The organism is Snodgrassella gandavensis (assembly GCF_914768025.1).
Lineage (GTDB): Bacteria > Pseudomonadota > Gammaproteobacteria > Burkholderiales > Neisseriaceae > Snodgrassella > Snodgrassella gandavensis.
On record NZ_CAJZCE010000020.1, the window covers coordinates 1 to 19,751 of the forward strand.

Consider the following 19,751-nt stretch of genomic DNA (forward strand, 5'->3'; position numbering starts at 1 on the left):
TTGTATTTGAGACCTACAACTAAAATTGTAAATGTAAATATCCCTAGTTCCTTTAAGCGTTTGATATCATAGGTTTCCATACCACCATATTTATCCCGCCATTTATAAAAAGTTGAATTACCGATGCCATATTTACAGCAGAGTTCTTTGACGGGGATACCAGACTTGAGCTTCTTTTAAAATAGCTACGATTTAATGTTCAGTCATCTTGTTCATGATTAATTCCTCTGTGGGTTAATAAAGAGAATTTTTACTTTGGGGTTGTACTTTATAGGGGGGGTAGTTACATCATGAATATCTATTAAATTTTCTCATAATTTGAAATACAAATTTTCAAACAATATTTACTCTATTATTAAGTAAACATCTGCTGATATTGCTGTTATGAGAAACGGTTAATTTGATTGGTTATCTGGTGGTGAAGTAAGTAATCTGTATGGTTTAAGGCTGAAAGCATTTTTATACTGTCTCAAGACGGTGAACCGAAAGCCAATGTACTATTTTCTCTGATATTTTTCTTCCTACTGTGTGACAAATATGATAAGTTTTGTCTGGGGTATATAGGATTGGTTTTTAGCCAATTGTTTGTTGGTCAGCGGTGATGGTGCGATTATTTTTCTTTAGACGGGATTATTGGGTACACTTGATGCTGTAATAGTAATAGGTAATACAATGATAGGTTTGATGATTGTAACCCATGAGACCGTAGGGCAGGCAAATATGCAGTTGATTCAGCATATTTTTGGTTCTGTGCCTGATAAGGTTTCTCTGATTGGGGTGCGCAGTAGTGATTCGCTTGAGAGCATGCATACAGAAGTAGTAGAAAAGCTGGCTACTCTGGATTATGGCCAAGGTGTGCTGATTCTGACGGATATTTTTGGTGCTACGCCGTGTAATCTGGTATGCCGGTTGATTAAGCGTGACAATGTTATGGTGCTCACCGGACTTAATGCTCCGATGCTGATTAAGGCACTACAAAATTTTGCTAAAGCGGATGATGTGCATAAATTTGCTGAAGAGGTTAAAGCAGCTGCTATTGCTGGCATTATGACTATTTCTAATCAGGATGAGCTGTGACATGATAAAGAAGGAAATTGAGATTGTTAACAAGCTTGGTTTGCATGCACGGGCTTCGAACAGGTTTACGCAGGTAGCCAGTCGTTTTCAGTGTGAGGTATGGGTTACACGCAAAGATCGTCGGGTTAATGGTAAGAGTATTATGGGGCTGATGATGTTGGCTGCTGCTCAGGGTAGTGTAATTGAGCTGGAAACTGACGGTGTGGATGAAAGTCAGGCAATGCAGGCACTGGTTGAGCTGATTAACAATTATTTTGGTGAAGACGAATAATGTGTATTGTGCTGCATGGCGTGGCAGTAGGTGCTGGGGTAGCAATTGGTCGAGCCCATCTGGTGGTACGGGGGATGGATGATGTGCCCCATCGTGAGTTGTCGATTGAAGAAATACAAGCAGAAGTTGCCCGTTATGAGCAGGCGATTAAGACGACTCGCCGTCAGTTAGAGCAGTTGCGTACAGATATTCCACAAAATGCACCTTCAGAACTGGGTGCGTTTATTTCTCTGCATCTGATGCTGGTTGGGGATGTGAGTCTGTCGAGAGAACCTGTTGATATTATTGAGGGGAAATGTGTTAATGCTGAATGGGCATTAAAGTTGCAAACAGATAAGCTGGCGGAACAGTTTGATGCAATTGAAGATAATTATTTGCGTGCGCGCAAGCAGGATATGTTGCCGGTGGTGGAGCGGATTTTTAAGAATCTGATTGGCCTGTCTACTGAGGTTGTTAATGAAGCTGAGGATTTTGAAGAAGATACGATTCTGGTTGCTCATGATTTATCACCGGCAGACACGGTTTTTTTCAAAGACAGTCGTATTGCGGCTTTTGTGACTGATGCTGGTGGGCCAACCAGTCACACGGCAATTCTGGGACGCAGTCTTGATATTCCTTCTGTGATTGCACTGGGCTATGCGCGGGAATTGATTAATGAAGATGAGCTGATTATTGTAGATGGTACTATGGGCGTGGTTATTATTGCGCCTGATAATATTATTTTAAAGGAATATCGGCGCCGTTTGCGTGAATTCCGTAGTTTGAAGCGGCAATTAAATAAACTGAAAAATACGGCTGCGACTACGCAGGATGGAATCAATATTGAGTTATTGGGCAATATTGAAAGTGCTGGTGATATTAAAGCATTGAATAATCTAAGTATTGACGGTATTGGGCTGTATCGCAGTGAGTTTTTTTATCTCAACCGTGATGCTTTGCCTACGGAAGATGAGTTGTATGCAGAGTATGCGGATGTGGTTAAAAAGCTGAAAGGCAAGCCATTAACCATACGTACGATTGATTTGGGGGTGGATAAAAATCCGCGCTGGTTTGGCCCCAGCAACGCTATGAATCCGGCTTTGGGTTTGACCGGTATCCGTTTGTGTTTGGCAGAGCCGGTGATGTTTCGTACCCAGATGCGGGCAATTATGCGGGCTGCTGTTCTGGGACCTGTGCGTATGATGTGGCCGATGATTTCTTCGGTGACGGAAATACAGCAGTGTTTAACGCATTTAAATACAGCTAAACAGCAGCTACGCGACTGTTTTGAAGAGTTTGATGAGAATATTCAGGTTGGTGCAATGGTGGAGATTCCATCGGCTGCGTTAACGATAAATTCCATTCTGAAATTGATTGATTTTGTTTCGGTAGGTACGAATGATTTGATTCAATATACGCTGGCGGCTGACCGCAATGATGAAAGTGTGAGTTATTTATATCAGCCGGGGCATCCTGCGGTATTGAAGTTGCTATTGCATATTATCCGTACTGCGGCACGTTTGAACAAACCGGTGTCAATTTGCGGTGAAATGGCTGGTGATGCTCAGTATACGCGGTTGTTGATGGCGATGGGGTTACGCCGTTTTTCGATGAATGCAAATAATATTCTGGCGGTAAAAAATCAGATTATTCAGAGTGATTTGCTGATGCTGGAAACTGAGGTGCAAAAGATATTACGCAATGATGATCCAGATAAAGCATTAAAGTTGCTGAAAAAATTTAATTCTTCACATGAATTGGCTGATTCTGCGGATTGATATAAATAGTTTTGTCTGACTTATCACAGTTTAACTGCGTTTAATGATTATATTTTTATAATGAATTCATCAGTATTGTTGTTGCCTGACAGTCAGTATTGAGTAAGTAGTGTTTTCCCGCAAATTGTCCACCGATATTCTCTCCCTTGGTATCGGTGGTTTTTTTATTTGTTTGCTTATATGTTATTGGCATAAATTATTGTAATCCGGCTGAATGTGCAGTATGTTATTGCGGTATTGATGTACCAGTTTGGTTAACTGGGAGGCCAGTATGATTAATTGCAGGCTGGTGTCTTGAGTAAACTGTTATAATAGTGGTCTATTTTTATACAATAAATTGATGATTCATGATGCAAGAACATTACTGTCCCGAGAAGATTGAACCGGCTGCGCAGGCACGCTGGCAGGAATACCGTTTATTTAACGCTGAAGATTTTAGTCCCAAACCAAAATATTATTGTCTGTCGATGTTTCCTTATCCGTCTGGCAAGTTACATATGGGGCATGTACGTAACTATACGATTGGTGACGTACTGAGCCGCTATCGTTTGCTGAATGGTTTTAATGTGATGCAACCAATGGGCTGGGATGCATTTGGTTTGCCCGCTGAAAATGCGGCCATGAAGCATCAGGTGGCACCGGCACAATGGACTTACGACAATATTGCTTATATGAAAAAGCAATTGCAGAGTCTGGGCTTTGCTATTGACTGGGAGCGGGAAATTGCAACCTGTACGCCGGAATATTATCGTTGGGAACAGTGGCTGTTTGTGCGTTTGTTCCAGAAAGGTATTATTTACAAGAAAAACGGTACGGTTAACTGGGATCCGGTAGACCAGACTGTGCTGGCCAATGAGCAGGTTGTAGATGGTCGTGGCTGGCGTTCTGGTGCTATTGTGGAAAAACGCGAAATCCCGATGTATTACTTCAAGATTACGGATTACGCCGAGGAATTGCTTAATGGTTTGGATACGCTGGAGCATTGGCCGGAACAGGTTAAGACGATGCAGCGCAACTGGATCGGCAAGTCGCGTGGTATGCAGGTGCGTTTTACGCTGGCTGAAGAGAGTAAAGCAGGTTTAACGGGTGAGTACGCTGATTTTGTACAGGTATACACTACGCGTCCAGATACGCTGATGGGGGCGACTTATGTGGCTGTGGCAGCGGAACATCCTCTGGCTACAGCTGCTGCTACCGATAATGCTGAGCTACAGCAGTTTATTGCTGAATGCAAGGCAGGTTCTGTGGCTGAAGCGGATATGGCTACGATGGAGAAGAAAGGTATGCCTACCGGACGCTTTGCCATTAATCCGTTGAACGGGGATGTGCTGCCGGTATGGGTGGCCAATTATGTGCTGTGGGGCTACGGTGATGGTGCGGTGATGGCTGTGCCGGCACATGATGAGCGTGATTTTGAGTTTGCTACTAAGTATCAATTACCGATTAAGCAGGTTATTGCGTCTACTCAGGCTGCTGATGAATTTAGTGCGCAGGCGTGGCAGGAATGGTATGGCAGCAAGGAGCAGACGCAGTGTGTTAACAGTGGTGAACTGGATGGTCTGGATTTTCATGCCGCTTTTGAGCGCGTAGGGGAGATTTTGCAGGCTAAAAATGCCGGTGCTCCGAAAACGCAATATCGCCTGCGTGACTGGGGTATTTCACGCCAGCGTTATTGGGGTTGTCCGATTCCGATTATTCACTGTGATGATTGCGGTGATGTTACTGTGCCGGAAACGCAGTTGCCGGTTGTGTTGCCTGAAAATGTAGTGCCGGATGGCGCGGGTTCTCCGCTGAGCAGAATGCCGGAATTTTATGAAACTAGCTGCCCGTGCTGTGGTAAACCGGCACGTCGTGAAACGGATACGATGGATACATTTGTTGAATCTAGCTGGTATGCGGTGCGCTATGCTTCGCCACAGTGTGATACGGCTATGGTGAATAAGGACGCAGCTAATTACTGGATGAATGCCGACCAGTATATCGGCGGGATTGAGCATGCTATTTTGCATTTGTTGTATGCGCGCTTCTTTACTAAGCTGATGCGGGATGAAGGTCTGCTGAATGTTGATGAGCCGTTTGCACGTTTGCTTACTCAGGGTATGGTAGTCTGTGAGACGTATTACCGTGAAGGGGCTAATGGCAGTAAAGAGTGGATTGCACCACAGGATGTGGATTTGCAACGAGATGATAAAGGCCGGCCACTGGCTGCAACTTTGAAAGCGGACGGCAAGCCAGTTTGTATTGGCGGCATTGAGAAGATGTCTAAATCGAAAAATAATGGTGTGGATCCGCAGGAGCTGATTGACCGTTATGGTGCTGATACTGCGCGTCTGTTTATGATGTTTGCTGCGCCACCGGAGCAATCTCTGGAGTGGTCAGATGCTGGTGTGGATGGTGCTCATCGTTTCCTGCGTCGTTTATGGCGTACGGTGTATGATTATTTACAGCAGGGAGCCAGTGTAACGGCGTTTGCGGGTAATCAGGATGGGCTGTCATCTGAACTAAAAGCGTTACGCCTGAAATTGCACACTACGATTGCCAAGGTAACAGATGATTATGGTCGTCGCCAGCAATTCAATACAGCCATTGCTGCGGTGATGGAATTGCTGAATCAGTATGATCGTACTGATTGTGTTTCAGAGCAGGGACGAGCTGTGGCACAGGAAGTGCTGGAATCAGTATTGCGTCTATTATGGCCAATTGTGCCACATGTGTCTGAGACGCTATGGAATGAATTGTCTGCGCAGCAAACTTTGTGGGATGCTGCATGGCCTCGTGTCGATGAGGCTGCACTGGTGCAGAACGAGATTACTTTGATGGTACAGGTAAATGGTAAGCTACGCGGACAGATTACGGTTGCGGCTGATATCAGTAATAATGAAATACAGGCTGTAGCACTGGCTGAACCAACTGTACAACGATTTGTGGACGGCAAAACTCCGAAAAAGGTGATTGTGGTGCCCAAACGTCTGGTAAACATTGTTGTGTGAGTATTACCGAGGCTGGGAAAAAAAGACATGTTAACAACATGTCTTTTTTTGTATGGGTAAGCTTTTGCTGGATTGAGAATACGGACGGTTTATTGGCTGTCCATATTAATTAAAGCTTAAGGTAGGGTATAAGCAATTAGGTAATCGCCCATTCTGGTACCAAATGAGCTATGGCCACCTGCCATTTGTACTACATATTGTTTGCCATTAACTGCGTAAGTCATGGGCGTTGCCTGTCCGCCGGCAGGTAAGCGTGCTTCCCATAACAGCTTACCATTGCTGGTGTCGTAGGCACGCAGGTAATCGTCCTGAGTGGCACTGACAAACATGACATTGCCAGCCGTTGATATTGCACCACCTAAGCCGGGTACGCCGATTTTCAATGGTGGTAATTCAAATAATTTTGGTAGGCTGTCGCGAATGGTACCGATACGTTTTTTCCACACTACCTGATTACTTTGTAAATCCACTCCGGCAACAAACCCCCATGACGGCTGTTTACAGGGCAGGCCTAGTGGTGATAGGAAAGGGTTGATTTCCACACCATAGGGAGCACCATACATTGGTTGCATGCCATTTTCGGTACCGGCACCCTGTTTTTGTTGCGTTCTGTTTGGATTGGTGGGGATCAGGCGGGAAACAAATGGCAGGCCTATCGGATTCATCAATGCAATTTGGCGATCCTGATTGACGGATATGCCACCCCATTCGAATACACCCAGATTTCCCGGGAAAACCAGTGTGCCGTTTTCAGAAGGTGGGGTATAGATGCCATTATAATTCAGACGTTTAAATTGAATGCGGCAAATGAGCTGGTCAAACATGGTTGCTCCCCACATATCTTTATCGGTGAGCTTGTCTTTGGGTGACAGGCTCAGCGCTGAAAATGGCTGGGTGGCAGCATAATGTTCGCCCTGCGTTGGCTTACCATATTTCAGGGTTTGTGGTACGGGTTTTTCGGTTACCGGTACGATGGGTTGGCCTGTTTCACGATTGAGCACGAAAATATTACCAGTCTTGGTGAGGACGTAAATGGCCGGAACCCGTTTGCCCGATGGCAGGGTGAGGTCCATTAATGAAGGTTGTGCCGGTACATCCATATCCCATAAATCATGATGGGTGGTCTGATAGTGCCACAGGAGTTTGCCGGTAGAAGCATTCAGTGCCACGATGGAGTTGGCATAACGTTCTTTCAGTTTGTCGCGATGGCCACCCCAGATATCGGGTGTCCCTACGCCGGTGGGTACATAAACGATATTGCGTTGCTGGTCGTAGGCCAGAGGCGCCCATGCATTGGGTGAATTATGCACGAAAGTGGTGTTTTCGCCCGGCATGGCATTCGGATTTTCGGCACCGGTATCAAACACCCATTTTAATTGACCATTATTGGCATCATAACCGCGTATCACGCCTGATGGCTCTTTGGTGGAGAGGTTATCGGTAACTGAACCGCCAATAATAATGGTGCTTGGTGTGACTATAGGTGGTGATGTTGGGTTGTAGCCACCCAAAAATGCGTAAGGCATTTTTGCTTGCAGGTTAATTTCTCCCTCAGTGCCGAAGTCTTTACATTTCTGGCCATTATCTGCATTTACGGCAATCAAACGACCATCATTGACTGGTAACAGTACTTTTCGCGGGCATATGGTTGATGCTACGGTTTCGCTACTGTTTGCTGTTGTGGCGTCGTAATAGCTGACACCTCGACAGGTGAGATGCTGAAAGGTTTTGTTACTGCGCAATTTCGGATTAAAGCGCCATAAGCGTTTGCCACTAGTGGCATCTAGTGCGTCCAGAAACTGGTGTGGTGTACAGATAAATAATTTGTTGCCAATTTTGATTGGGGTAAGTTCGTTGGTGGTTTCGGCTGAGTCATTATCGGTTTTGAAATCACCGGTATGATAAGTCCAGGCGACTTTGAGCTGATTTACGTTGTTGGTATTAATCTGGGTCAATGGTGAGTAGCGGCTGCCGCTCTGAGTGCGGCCGTAAGCTGGCCAGTCTTCTGCTGCAATATCATTGGTATCTGCGGCTGGTGTCGGCTGGGTACGTGTAATGGTGCCATTGATCTCTTGCGGGTCGTGATTAATGCTGTAAAGCATGATGCCTAGTATGCTAATTAAAACTATGGCAATGGCTGCTTTACTACTGTGTTGTGCAGTTAACTGGCGTGTAGACCAAGGTGATAGTAGCCACAAGCCTAAGAGAAACAGGATATCAAACCGTGGTGCCAGTGCCCAGAAGTCAGTACCGGATTCCCATAAGCCCCAATCCAGTGTGGCGATGAGTATAGCGGCAAAGTACCATAGGCTATTGCTGCAATTGCGCTGATACAGATAAGTGAACAGCCCAAGTGCCAATGCGAGAATAGCGTAAAAAGGTGAACCGCCCAGACAGATTAACCAGATTCCTCCTATGAGCAGATAGAGTGTAGTCAGCCATAGAATTATTTGGGTAATGATTCTGGCGATGGAGTGAGTTGATTTATGTGTGTTCATTATGCCTCTATAAGTTGATTTTAATAAAAATTTCTTTGCAGTATGGAAATGATTATAGTCAGCCATAATGATTATGCAAATGTAGGCTTAAATAAATATTAAAAAATTAATTATTTTTGCTTGCTTGGTTTTTTATGGTATTAGCAATGGGTTAAATTTTTTATTGCATGTGTGAATTATTGTGCTGTTAACAGATTTTTTTGCTAAATATGGCTGCTGAGAACATTAAGGATGTAATGAGAAGCTTTATTTCTTTAAGATATATTTTTCTTTTATTGTTGTACCTGTGTTGTTGTTTCTAAACAAAATGATAGTCAGCTGGTTGAAAAGTGTTATTTAAATATGACTATAGGTCTGATTTTATGATTTCTATCATAGTTGTCTATCAGGCTTAGATTTGATCATAAAGCTGGTAACGTTATGCAAAGCAAAAAGTAAGATGCCTGTCTGGATGATGACAAGGATCATGAGTGTGTCACTTATAAATTAATATGGCATGCATAAATGGTTTAGGAGGCATGCCTTCCGATAAGTTTTAATGGTAATTTAAATAATAATTATTAAATCTAAAAGTGATATCACGTAATTTAATGCTTTGCATGTAAGCCAGTTAATTAGAGCAACTCTTTTTCATGTTGTTTCATCCAGTTAGCTATAGAATTGAGGGCTGGTTTTAAAGTTTTACCGAGTTCTGTTATCTGGTATTCCACTTTTGGTGGTACTTCAGGATATAGTTTTCTGCTAATTAATCCCTTTTGTTCAAATAGCCTTAGTTGTTTTGTTAATTCTTTTTGTGTAATTGGCGAAATTGCACGTTTTAGTTCACCAAAACGGATAGGTTCATTCGTGATTATTAAACGGTATAAGATAGGAATCGCCCATTTTCCTGAAATCAGATTGATGAATTTAACCATGGGGCAGTTAAAATTTTGATCTATATTTTTTTTATTTTGCATATTTATTTTCCAATAGTATCTATTTGGTACCTACTTTCATAAGTAAACTAGTTAAATTATACTGAGTTTAATTTTGAAAGGGGAAATATGAAAAGGGTAGAAGGTAAATATGCTCTCGTTACGAGAGCAAGTAGAGGGAGGGCTGGTAACGGCCAGAGAATTTATAACCGCAGGTGCTGATGTAGCCCTAACCAGTAGAAATAAAAACAGGCTATTAGAAGCTGAAAAAATTAGGGGAAATGTCTGAATATTTCAAGGTGATAACTGACTTTGAAGAACAGAAATATCTGGACGCAAAATTAACTGAAATCTGCTCCAGATTAGATGCGGTGTATATCAATGCTGGCTAATCCCAGTGCAGTTATTTGGGGTGGTACGGTAAGTACTAAAATCGGCCTGCCACAAAGCGGTATTTATGCGTCAAGTAAAGCGGTTCTCTGTTCATTGGGCAGAACGCTGTTAGGTGAACTGATATCCAGAAATATTCGTTTCAATTGTCTGATACCAGGTTCAACCGCTACACCAGCGCATATCAATTGACTATGAGGCCGTAAAGCATGTACTACAGGAAATTAAGAAGTTGGTGCCAATACGGCGTTTGGGTAAAACGATAGTGATAACCAAAGCTGCCGTTTTTCTGGCATCCGATGAATCATCTTTTATGCTGGGATCAGAAATGCTTCTAAATGGTGGTGTGAGTAATATTTTGCTATAAATATTAGTCGGTTAGCTAATGAAAAGGCGGTAATATCAATTTGCCGCTTATAATCAAGTTATAGGGAGAATGGCGATGGCGCAGCAAAATATCAGCATAAATCGGAAGATGTTTTGCATAGTTGTACTATAAAGATAGGCATGTATTTGATTATATGCTTTTAAGATTATTATTTTTACATAATTATAATATTAATGTAAAATTTTGAGAAGTTTAATGGTATCTTGTTTTTGATTGATTCAATGAAAAAAGTAAATTTAAATATTTTATTATTTAAAATTTCAGTGGGAATGTTATCTATAATCCCTTTGTTCGCTAATGCCACAATAATTATCGATGATTCTAATATAGGAAATTATACCAACACGGGTATTACGGCTAATAATGACAATGTCGATATAAAAACCACTTCTGCTACGGCACCACACATTGATATGAATAGTCGCGGTACTGCGATTAGTGCAAAAAATGGCAAGGTGTTAACCATCGGTGATACGGGTAGTACTGATAAGTTTATTATTCGAAATAATGCAGCGGGTAATTATAATTCTGTTTACGGTCTTTATATAGTATCAGCTAATGTTATTACCAATAGCGAACTCGACATAAGTCTGAAAGATGGTTCAGGTATTTATATAGCCAGTAAAGGAAGCGGCTTATTTCAAAACAAGGTCTCTATAACTGGTATAGAAAATGGCCAGTTTATCGGTATTCGTACTTACAATAATTCGGCAGCATCCTTATCAACAGGCACATTTAATAAAGAAGTAAAAATTACTGCTTCAGGCCAAGATAGTTATGGTATTTATTCCCAAAGAAATAATAAGCCTGATGCGTTGGGCTCTAAACTAACTTTTAGGGATAAAGTTACTATCAAGATGTCTGGTAGTAATAACGCTCACGGTATTGTCTTTGACCAAATCCCATTTAAAAACGGCAATCCTGTGCTTGGCGGTGGTAGTATTATTTATTTAGAGAATGGGGTTGATCTTACCACTGATCATGGTACGTCAATTAGTATGCAGCAGGTAGGTGGCAAATTAAAGATTGATAGTGGCTTAAATGAAAACCGGATAATTTCTGAAGACGAGCATTATAATGTAATAGAAGCACTTGCTGGAGAGGTGGATATTGTTGGTAAATCTAATATTAAAGGTGATATTTATTCATCCGCTAGCAAGTTAATTGAAGGTAGCGACGTCATTACTAAAGGTGTCATTAATTTTAATCTTGCTAATGGCTCAACGTTATTAACCTCTATGGAAAATAATGCGCTCTCTAATTCACAAGATAAAGGTGAGATTAATCTGGCCATTTCTGGTCATGATAGCCAGTGGAAAATGACCGACAGTTCAGGTATTGACTCATTAATACTTGGCGATAATGCCAAAGTGAGTTTTGGTTATGCCTATGCTGTTCCAAGTTTGGCTGCCTCTCTTGATGGTACAAATGCAATGACATTGCGCGTTGCTTCCTTGGCGGGTAATGGTATTTTTGAAATGCGAACTGCAATTGGTAAAACTTTTGCGCATGACTTGCTTAAAATAACAAGATCACAACAAGCAGCAGGTAATCATAAAATTGCCATTGTTGATAATAAAACCGGTGCGGCCACAGTAACGGGTAATGAAAAATTTACACTGGTTGAAACAGAAGGCGGTAGGGCTAATTTTGGTTTGTCTGCACCATCTTTTGATATTGGTGCCTATCAGTTTAATACGTTAACCAAAGTTAGTAATAATCGTGGTGCCGGTACAGAAGATTGGGTATTGTCAGGGTCTGTAGCTTCTAATGACAACAATAATAATACAGATGGTAATAACGGTGGCACAAATGATAATGGCGGTCAAAACAGACCAATTTCCCCCAAACCACAATTAACGCATACCGCGCAAAACGCAGCCAGTATTCTTAACTCAAATTATTTGATGAGCTATGTTGAAACGCAGACGTTATTGCAACGAATGGGACAAATCCGCACAAATGATATAACTCATGGTGAAGCATGGGGGCGTATCTATACTGGTAAATTAAGCTCATTTAATGACAAACGTTTATCTGATTTCGATATGAATTACTATGGTTTACAGCTCGGCATTGATCGAAAACTGGGGCACAATAATCAAGATATTTATTACGGTATTATGGGTGGTCTGAGTAAAGGTGATGTAGATCATAATGTTGGTGATGGCAATACTAAAAGTTATTCTGTAGCGCTTTATGCCACCTTGCAAAGCCAAACCGGTTTTTATGTGGATGGCTTAGTGAAGTATATGTATATGTCTAATAAATTCAATAGTCTAACTGGTGGTGGCTATAATGTTAAAGGTCATGGTAATACTGAAGGCTTTTCAATCGGAACGGAAATTGGCAAACGTGTTCAGCTATCTTCAGCACGACAAAATGCACAAGGATGGTATTTAGAGCCTCAAGCTCAGGTTACTTTTTCTCATCAGAATGGTGCAACGATTACTGCGACCAATGGTTTGACAACTAAATTAGGTAGTTATAATTCATTGATTGCACGCGCGAGTATTATTTTAGGTTATACAATACAAGGTAATGAAAATCCAATAGATATTTATTTTAAAACCGGCTACCTGAAAGAATTTGGTGGTGAAACGTCTTACACATTTAATCATGCGGCAAGAGAGAAATATGATTTTGGTGGTAACTGGTGGGATAACGGTATTGGTATCAATATGCAGTTAAAGCAAAGACATAATTTTTATGGTGACGTGGTTTATTCATTGGGTAATAAGTTTGATCGAAAACAAGTAAATGTAGGATACCGATTTGATTTTTAAATAAAAATATTGTTTACTTGTTGTAAAAGGAACGATTTTCGGCAAAAACCATTAGGAAAGAAATTGAATTTTTAAATTTTTCTCTGGTTTCATGATTGTAGTGAGTGATAATTAATTTTATCACTCATTCTTTCTTTAAAAATTTTGCCTTATTAAATTAAGCCATAAATAGCTGTTATTAATATAAAACACCTGCGTGAAGTGGTGGCGGTGCTTATCGCTGTGCCCGTGATTAGTGATGTAAATTAAGTTGCAAGAAATGGGAAACACTTTTGCAGTGCCTAAACTGAACATTGCTGGCAGATACGCTAGGTTTATATTAAGAAATGAAATAATTAAATTTATTTGCTTGGCAATGACTCAACTACGCTTCATAACACCATTTTAAGCATGTATTTTATGCTATTGTTGTTATGATTTTTTAATTTTCACTTGCACTTGCATATATTGATGCAAATATAGATGAAAATTAAAACCGACTTGTACCGTCTCTATTTATCTTGCTGATTGCAGAGACAATACAAAGACAATCTTAACTGCGCTTGTTAAGTCCTTAAACTCAGCAATAAATCGCGGAAAACGTTTGGATCCTTAATAAAGGTAATTTCCCCTACTTGTGGAAAATGGTAATCAAGCAGGCGGGAAACCCAGAACCGGATGCATGCAGCCCGCTGTGCAATCGGAAAGTAATCCCGTTCGGCAACAGTTAGCGGTCGTATGCTTTCATAACCACGCATAAATGCTTGTTGCAGGTTGTGGTCGAGATGGTTGTCTGCCCGCCGTGCCCAGTCGTTAACGGCAATGGCCAAGTCATACATGAAGTTGCCGTTACATGCATAGTAGAAATCAATAAAGCCGGCTACCTGTTCGCCATCCAGTAAGACATTATCGCGGAATAAATCGGCATGGATAATACCGGCAGGTAAATCGGTACGCTCATTTTTATCAAAAAAAGCAATTTCTGCTTGTAACAGCTGTTTGTCTTCCGCATCTAGAAATGATGATAATCGGCTACTGGCTTCGTGCCACCAAGTGGTATAGCGCGGATTATTCATTGTTAACGGGAAGTCGGTTCCGGCTAGATGCATTTTGGCCAGCATGGCACCGGTATTGAAACATTGCTGTTCGGAAGGGCTACTGGTATCGCTACCAGACAGGCAGGTCACCAGACAGGCAGGCTTGCCAACTAGTGTACTGTCCAGACGGCCGTCGATTCGTGCAATCGGGGCGGGGCAGGCCACGCCATTGGCACTCAGGTGTTGGGTTAAATCCAGAAAGTAGGGCAGTTCAGCCTGAGTCATGGCCTCAAATACCGTCAGTACATAACGCCCTTGTGTAGTGGTAACAAAATAATTGCTGTTGGTAATGCCCTGGGCGATACCTTGCAAACTAATAAGCCGACCCAAGTGATAATCGCGCAGGAAGCTACGCATTTCATCATCGCTAACGCTGGTATAGACAGACATGGACGTGACCAATCAAACAAGTTATATACGGTATAGAAATCTGAAACAGAATATTTGTTCTGTATTAGCAGAACAGGTGCATGATAACAAAAAAATGTTGTTATCAGGCAGATGTATGCGCTAAATTATGTTGTTCAATATCTATTATGCATATAATAAAAAAGCATAAGTGAATGCATAAGGGCTATTTCACAAGCTGGCGGCTTTTGCGTATCCTTGGCTGGCACTATGTATCAAATGCTGGCAGGTCTATTGCCGGCGCAGGAGTATAAAATGAATTTACCTTTGCTCGCGAACACAGTTGTGTTCGCGTTGTTGTTATGGGTGCTGAGCCGTACACATGCCACTGAGTGGAGTTTATCCAGAAAAGTATTATTGGGTATGATTCTGGGTATTGTATTGGGTTTGGGGCTGCAATGCGTTTACGGCACATCCAGTCCGGTGATCGATACCTCTGTACAGTGGTTTGATGTTGTTGGTAATGGTTATGTACGGCTGTTACAGATGGTAGTAATGCCGCTGGTGTTTGTGTCAATTCTGAGTGCTGTGGCACGGCTACATAATGCAACTCAGCTAGGCAAGATCAGCCTGATGACGATAGGGGTATTACTGTTTACTACGGCTATTGCTGCGCTGATTGGTACGCTGCTGACCAGCCTGTTTGGACTGACTGCCAGCGGACTGATTCAGGGCGAGGCTGAAACAGCACGCTTCAATGCAATTCAGACAAATTATGTAGGCAAGGTGGCCGATTTGTCGGTACCACAATTGTTGCTGTCATTTATCCCGAAGAATCCTTTTGCTGATTTAACCGGAGCCAATCCAACTTCTATTATTAGTGTGGTGATTTTTGCTGCTTTTCTGGGCATGGCGGCTTTGAAGTTGTTCAAGGATGAGGCACCTAAGGGTGAACGGGTGTTATTGGCCATTGATACGTTGCAAAGTTGGGTGATGAAGCTGGTGCGGGTAGTGATGCTGTTAACACCGTATGGTGTACTGGCTTTAATGACCAAAGTAGTGGCTGCTTCCAATATGCAGGATATTGTCAAGCTGGGTGGCTTTGTGCTGGTATCGTATCTGGCGCTGGCACTGATGTTTGTAGTGCACGGTCTGCTGCTGGGAATATTTGGTATCAATCCGGGTAAATATTTTCAGAAAGTATGGCCGGTACTGACTTTTGCTTTTACCAGTCGTTCCAGTGCAGCTTCTATCCCACTTAATATTGAGGCGCAGACGCAGCGTTTGGGTGTGCCGAAATCTATTGCCGGTTTTGCTGCTTCCTTTGGTGCGACCATTGGCCAGAATGGCTGTGCCGGTCTGTATCCGGCCATGCTGGCAACCATGATTGCGCCGACCGTCGGTGTTAATCCTCTGGATCCATGGTGGATTGTAACACTGGTGGGGATCGTAACCATTAGTTCTGTGGGTGTGGCTGGTGTCGGTGGTGGTGCTACCTTTGCTGCGCTGATTGTACTACCGGCAATGGGCTTGCCGATTACGCTGGTAGCTTTGCTGATTTCCGTGGAACCATTGATTGATATGGGGCGTACGGCATTGAATGTCAGTGGTGCCATGACTGCCGGTACTTTAACCAGCCAGTGGCTGCATCAAACTGATAAGGCAATACTCAATAGCAAAGAACATGTTGAGCTGGTGCAGTAACCGTTTTGTGTTAAAGTACAAACTGCCATAGTTTGCAGCCAGTCTGAAACAATAGACTGGCTGATTTTTTCTGGACAGAGTGCCGGAATAGTCTGGGCTGATTGTGGTTATGGCACAGACAGTAAAACAGGACAGTTAAATACAAACTGTCCTGTTGCAACCAAAACTGATTAAGGCTGCGCTTCGGCCGGATTAGCTGCGCCCAGATACTGGTTATTTGCTTTGCAAAACAATCTGCAACATACGGCGGATGGGTTCTGCTGCACCCCATAAAAGCTGGTCGCCTACGGTAAAGGCACTGATGTATTCGCCACCCATGCCCATCTTGCGGATACGGCCTACTGGTACAGTTAATGTGCCTGTTACTGCCGCGGGTGTGAGTTCGTGCATGGAAGCAGTTTTTTCATTGGGCACCACTTTTACCCAGTCATTGGCAGATGCCAGAATTTTTTCAATTTCAGTGACTGATAAATCCTGTTTCAGTTTCAAGGTCAATGCCTGACTGTGGCAACGCATTGCACCCACGCGCACGCACAATCCATCAATAATAATCGGGTGTGCATTGCGGCCTAAAATCTTGTTGGTCTCTACCGCGCCTTTCCATTCTTCCTTGGACTGGCCGTTACCCAGATCGGCATCAATCCATGGAATCAGACTGCCAGCCAGTGGAACGCCAAACTGTGCCTGCGGATAGGTATCACTGCGCAAAAAGTCGGCTACCTTGCGGTCGATAGCCAGAATGGCACTGGCCGGATCAGCCAATTCAGTGCTGACCTGTGCTTCAATCGCACCCATGGCGCTAATCAGCTCGCGCATATTCTGTGCGCCCGCACCAGATGCTGCCTGATAGGTCATGCTGGTGGCCCATTCCACCAAATCCTGCTCAAACAGGCCACCCAGCGCCATCAGCATCAGCGATACAGTACAGTTGCCACCAACAAAATCCTTGATTCCATTTGCCAGTGCAGCATCAATAACCGGACGGTTTACCGGGTCGAGAACGATGACTGCTTTATCGCTCATGCGTAGAGTGGATGCAGCGTCAATCCAGTAACCTTGCCAGCCCTGTTCACGTAAAGGCTGGTGTACTGCTTTGGTGTAGTCGCCGCCCTGACAGGTAACAATAATATCCATTTGTGCCAGAGCATCCAGATTATGCGCATCCAGCAGAGTTTTTGCTGTCTGACCAAAATCCGGTGCTGCTGCACCGGCTGCCGATGTCGTGAAAAAATACGCATCTGCAATGCCTTGAAAATCATTTTCTTCCTGCATGCGCTGCATTAATACCGAACCCACCATACCGCGCCAGCCAACAAAACCTACTTTCACAAGGTGCTCCTTAAATTATTTTAATTTAATCAAAATCTCTGCTGCCAGAAATACATCCAGTCTTTTAACCATAATCAGAACCATTTGTAAACTGTTAATTATTGTCTGAATACATTCCTGAGCACACAGCATATATTTTGCCGGACTAATAGTGTAATTTAACGTGGTTAGTCCACTGTATAGAATCGGCAGACATTCCAGTGTACACTTTCGCCTTTGATTTTCAATTGGCATTACCGATGAATTTACTGCGTACTTTGGCTAAAGTCAGCAGCATGACAATGTTGTCACGTGTGTTGGGTTTCATCCGCGACACTATCATTGCCCGCAGCTTTGGTGCAGGTATGGCTACGGATGCTTTTTTTGTGGCATTTAAACTGCCAAATCTGCTGCGGCGTATTTTTGCCGAAGGTGCGTTTTCACAGGCTTTTGTGCCGATACTGGCAGAATATCGGGAAACTTGCTCACCAGAAGCTACTCGGGCGTTTGTGCAGCACGTGGCCGGTCTGCTTTCATTTGTACTGATTATTGTTACTGCCATCGGCATTTTGGCAGCACCGGTAGTGATTTATATTTCTGCACCCGGCTTTCAGCAGGATGCTGATAAATTTGCCCTATCAGTGCAGCTATTACGTATTACTTTTCCCTATATTTTTCTGATTTCGCTGTCTTCACTGGTTGGTAGCGTACTCAATACCTATCATCAGTTTATTGTTCCAGCTTTTACACCTACCTTTCTGAATATCTCTTTTATTGTGTTTGCCTTATGGCTGGCGCCTTATTTTCATCCGCCTATTCTGGCTCTGGCATGGGCTGTATTCGTGGGTGGGTTATTGCAGTTGCTGTATCAGCTACCTTATTTATTCCGGCTGGGTTTTCTTACCATGCCCAAGCTAAAATTTAGGGACAAGGCCGTTAATCGGGTATTAAAGCAAATGGCTCCGGCCATTCTGGGTGTTTCAGTGGCTCAGATATCTCTGGTAATTAACACCATTTTTGCTTCTTATCTGCAATCTGGCTCGGTATCGTGGATGTATTATGCTGACCGGCTGATGGAATTGCCGACAGGCGTACTCGGTGTGGCTCTGGGTACCATTCTTTTGCCTACTCTGTCTAAACACTCGGCTACCAATGATATTGCCAGTTTTTCTGCTTTGCTGGACTGGGGTTTGCGTTTGTGCATGTTGCTTACCTTGCCAGCAGCAGTAGGCATGGCCGTATTATCATTTCCACTAGTCGCCACTCTGTTTATGTACCGGCAATTCAATGAATACGATGCATTGATGACACAGGGTGCACTGGTGGCCTATTCTGTGGGACTGATTGGCCTGATTCTGATTAAAGTGCTCGCACCGGGGTTTTATGCCCGCCAGAACATCAAAACACCGGTGAAAATCGCCATTTTCACTTTATGCATGACGCAACTGATGAATCTGCTGTTTGTCTGGAAACTGCATCATGTTGGTCTGGCTCTGGCCATCAGTTTGGGTGCCTGTATTAATGCGGCACTGCTGTTTACCCTGTTACGGCGACATAAATTGTATACGCCCAGTCCGGGCTGGGGGCGTTTTCTGGTGCGTCTGGTTCTGGCACTGATTATCATGGGTGCCGGCCTATGGGTATTGCAGCAATGGTTACCGTTTAACTGGCATAGTAATGGCTTGGCAAAAGTTGGCCAGTTAAGTGCTTTGATTATTGCCGGTATTGTTCTTTACTTTGGTGCTTTGTTTGCATTGGGATTCCGTATACGTGATTTTCGGCGCGCTGAAGCAGAATAGGCGTGCAAGAGATTGGCTGAGTGGAAGTAAATAATTTCAATTATTTGCGTTCAAACTCTTTTAATTCTTCGGCAATAAAATATTTAACCAAATCGGCGTATAATGTTTTAATTACTTCTCCATTCAACCCCAACTCATCAGCCCACTGTTTGCGCTTTTCCAGCATGCTGTTAAAACGTTCTGTGGCCTGAACATCTGTAGTATTTTTTTTGAATTTACTGGCTGTCTTTACATAGTTAAAACGGACAGAAAGTAACTGAATCACAGTATAATCAATATGATCTATTTCTCTTCGAATGTCGCTCATATCGTGACACTCAGCAGGCGAGTGAACTGGATGGTATTGCATTTTTTATACCTTTTATTTTCAAGTGGTTACATTGTAGTGCTGTTAATAAATATTTATTGTTAAAATTTGTAAAATTAACAAACGCTATTTTATGGC

14 protein-coding genes and 1 pseudogene are annotated in these 19,751 nt (G+C 42.9%); 9 read left to right on the plus strand and 6 right to left on the minus strand.

The genetic code is table 11. From position 1 onward, the window contains the following. Positions 1–192 (minus strand): annotated as a pseudogene (locus tag MJ764_RS11690) (transposase); the annotation flags it as partial. A 492-nt stretch (positions 193–684) separates the two neighbouring features. Here MJ764_RS11690 and MJ764_RS10860 point away from each other — a divergent pair. The 4 genes from MJ764_RS10860 (at position 685) to leuS (ending at position 6,095) form a co-directional block, all read left to right on the plus strand. Continuing rightward, complete coding sequence (locus MJ764_RS10860; protein ID WP_239326949.1) at positions 685–1,077, plus strand: PTS sugar transporter subunit IIA; 393 nt, start codon at positions 685–687, stop codon at positions 1,075–1,077. 1 nt (position 1,078) lies between these two features. Beyond that, on the plus strand, positions 1,079–1,348 hold the full coding sequence (locus tag MJ764_RS10865; RefSeq protein ID WP_100090554.1) for an HPr family phosphocarrier protein: 270 nt from the start codon (positions 1,079–1,081) through the stop codon (positions 1,346–1,348). Beyond that, positions 1,348–3,105 (plus strand): phosphoenolpyruvate--protein phosphotransferase, encoded by a 1,758-nt coding sequence (ptsP, locus tag MJ764_RS10870; protein WP_239326951.1) that lies wholly within the window; start codon positions 1,348–1,350, stop codon positions 3,103–3,105. The genes MJ764_RS10865 and ptsP overlap by 1 nt, the downstream gene beginning before the upstream one ends. A 350-nt stretch (positions 3,106–3,455) precedes the next feature. Then, complete coding sequence (leuS, locus tag MJ764_RS10875; protein WP_239326999.1) at positions 3,456–6,095, plus strand: leucine--tRNA ligase; 2,640 nt, start codon at positions 3,456–3,458, stop codon at positions 6,093–6,095. A 116-nt stretch (positions 6,096–6,211) separates the two neighbouring features. Here leuS and MJ764_RS10880 read toward each other — a convergent pair whose 3' ends face one another. Next, entirely contained in the window at positions 6,212–8,593 is a 2,382-nt protein-coding gene (locus MJ764_RS10880) for a glucose/quinate/shikimate family membrane-bound PQQ-dependent dehydrogenase (RefSeq protein WP_239326953.1), read from the minus strand. A gap of 614 nt (positions 8,594–9,207) precedes the next feature. Next, positions 9,208–9,549, minus strand: a complete 342-nt coding sequence (locus MJ764_RS10885) for a winged helix-turn-helix transcriptional regulator (protein ID WP_239326955.1) — start codon at positions 9,547–9,549, stop codon at positions 9,208–9,210. A 339-nt stretch (positions 9,550–9,888) separates the two neighbouring features. On the opposite strand from MJ764_RS10885, the gene MJ764_RS11490 reads away from it, so the two are divergent. The 3 genes from MJ764_RS11490 to MJ764_RS10895 all read left to right on the plus strand — a co-directional run bounded on the left by MJ764_RS11490 (position 9,889) and on the right by MJ764_RS10895 (position 13,071). Then, the gene (locus MJ764_RS11490) at positions 9,889–10,089 is read left to right on the plus strand and encodes an SDR family oxidoreductase (protein ID WP_275415314.1); all 201 of its coding nucleotides are present in this window, start codon (positions 9,889–9,891) and stop codon (positions 10,087–10,089) included. Then, complete coding sequence (locus MJ764_RS11695) at positions 10,085–10,264, plus strand: SDR family oxidoreductase (protein ID WP_420853959.1); 180 nt, start codon at positions 10,085–10,087, stop codon at positions 10,262–10,264. The genes MJ764_RS11490 and MJ764_RS11695 overlap by 5 nt, the downstream gene beginning before the upstream one ends. A gap of 242 nt (positions 10,265–10,506) precedes the next feature. Continuing rightward, positions 10,507–13,071 (plus strand): autotransporter outer membrane beta-barrel domain-containing protein, encoded by a 2,565-nt coding sequence (locus MJ764_RS10895; protein ID WP_239326957.1) that lies wholly within the window; start codon positions 10,507–10,509, stop codon positions 13,069–13,071. Positions 13,072–13,616: 545 nt separating this feature from the next. Here the strand turns inward: MJ764_RS10895 and thrB are convergent. Further along, complete coding sequence (thrB, locus tag MJ764_RS10900; protein ID WP_239326959.1) at positions 13,617–14,537, minus strand: homoserine kinase; 921 nt, start codon at positions 14,535–14,537, stop codon at positions 13,617–13,619. Positions 14,538–14,810: 273 nt separating this feature from the next. Between thrB and MJ764_RS10905 the strand changes: the two genes are divergently transcribed. Continuing rightward, positions 14,811–16,199 carry an L-cystine transporter gene (locus tag MJ764_RS10905; RefSeq protein ID WP_239326961.1) on the plus strand — a complete coding sequence of 463 codons (1,389 nt, stop codon included), beginning with the start codon at positions 14,811–14,813 and terminating at the stop codon, positions 16,197–16,199. A 213-nt stretch (positions 16,200–16,412) separates the two neighbouring features. On the opposite strand, the gene asd is transcribed toward MJ764_RS10905, so the two are convergent. After that, a complete protein-coding gene (gene asd, locus MJ764_RS10910) occupies positions 16,413–17,528 on the minus strand; it encodes an aspartate-semialdehyde dehydrogenase (protein ID WP_239326971.1) in 1,116 nt (371 codons plus the stop codon). Positions 17,529–17,767: 239 nt separating this feature from the next. On the opposite strand from asd, the gene murJ reads away from it, so the two are divergent. After that, positions 17,768–19,306: a murein biosynthesis integral membrane protein MurJ gene (murJ, locus tag MJ764_RS10915; RefSeq protein ID WP_239326973.1), complete on the plus strand. Its 1,539-nt coding sequence runs from the start codon at positions 17,768–17,770 to the stop codon at positions 19,304–19,306. A gap of 40 nt (positions 19,307–19,346) precedes the next feature. Here the strand turns inward: murJ and MJ764_RS10920 are convergent, their stop codons facing one another. Continuing rightward, positions 19,347–19,655: a chorismate mutase gene (locus MJ764_RS10920; protein ID WP_239326975.1), complete on the minus strand. Its 309-nt coding sequence runs from the start codon at positions 19,653–19,655 to the stop codon at positions 19,347–19,349. Positions 19,656–19,751 lie beyond the last annotated feature (96 nt).

What these genes read in the sequence shown, in the direction of transcription:
- MJ764_RS10860 (WP_239326949.1), top strand. Translation starts at nt 685, where the DNA reads ATGATTGTAACCCATGAGACCGTAGGGCAGGCAAATATGCAGTTGATT.
- MJ764_RS10865 (WP_100090554.1), top strand. Translation starts at nt 1,079, where the DNA reads ATGATAAAGAAGGAAATTGAGATTGTTAACAAGCTTGGTTTGCATGCA.
- ptsP (WP_239326951.1), top strand. Translation starts at nt 1,348, where the DNA reads ATGTGTATTGTGCTGCATGGCGTGGCAGTAGGTGCTGGGGTAGCAATT.
- leuS (WP_239326999.1), top strand. Translation starts at nt 3,456, where the DNA reads ATGCAAGAACATTACTGTCCCGAGAAGATTGAACCGGCTGCGCAGGCA.
- MJ764_RS10880 (WP_239326953.1), bottom strand. Translation starts at nt 8,593, where the DNA reads ATGAACACACATAAATCAACTCACTCCATCGCCAGAATCATTACCCAA.
- MJ764_RS10885 (WP_239326955.1), bottom strand. Translation starts at nt 9,549, where the DNA reads ATGCAAAATAAAAAAAATATAGATCAAAATTTTAACTGCCCCATGGTT.
- MJ764_RS11490 (WP_275415314.1), top strand. Translation starts at nt 9,889, where the DNA reads ATGCTGGCTAATCCCAGTGCAGTTATTTGGGGTGGTACGGTAAGTACT.
- MJ764_RS10895 (WP_239326957.1), top strand. Translation starts at nt 10,507, where the DNA reads ATGAAAAAAGTAAATTTAAATATTTTATTATTTAAAATTTCAGTGGGA.
- thrB (WP_239326959.1), bottom strand. Translation starts at nt 14,537, where the DNA reads ATGTCTGTCTATACCAGCGTTAGCGATGATGAAATGCGTAGCTTCCTG.
- MJ764_RS10905 (WP_239326961.1), top strand. Translation starts at nt 14,811, where the DNA reads ATGAATTTACCTTTGCTCGCGAACACAGTTGTGTTCGCGTTGTTGTTA.
- murJ (WP_239326973.1), top strand. Translation starts at nt 17,768, where the DNA reads ATGAATTTACTGCGTACTTTGGCTAAAGTCAGCAGCATGACAATGTTG.
- MJ764_RS10920 (WP_239326975.1), bottom strand. Translation starts at nt 19,655, where the DNA reads ATGCAATACCATCCAGTTCACTCGCCTGCTGAGTGTCACGATATGAGC.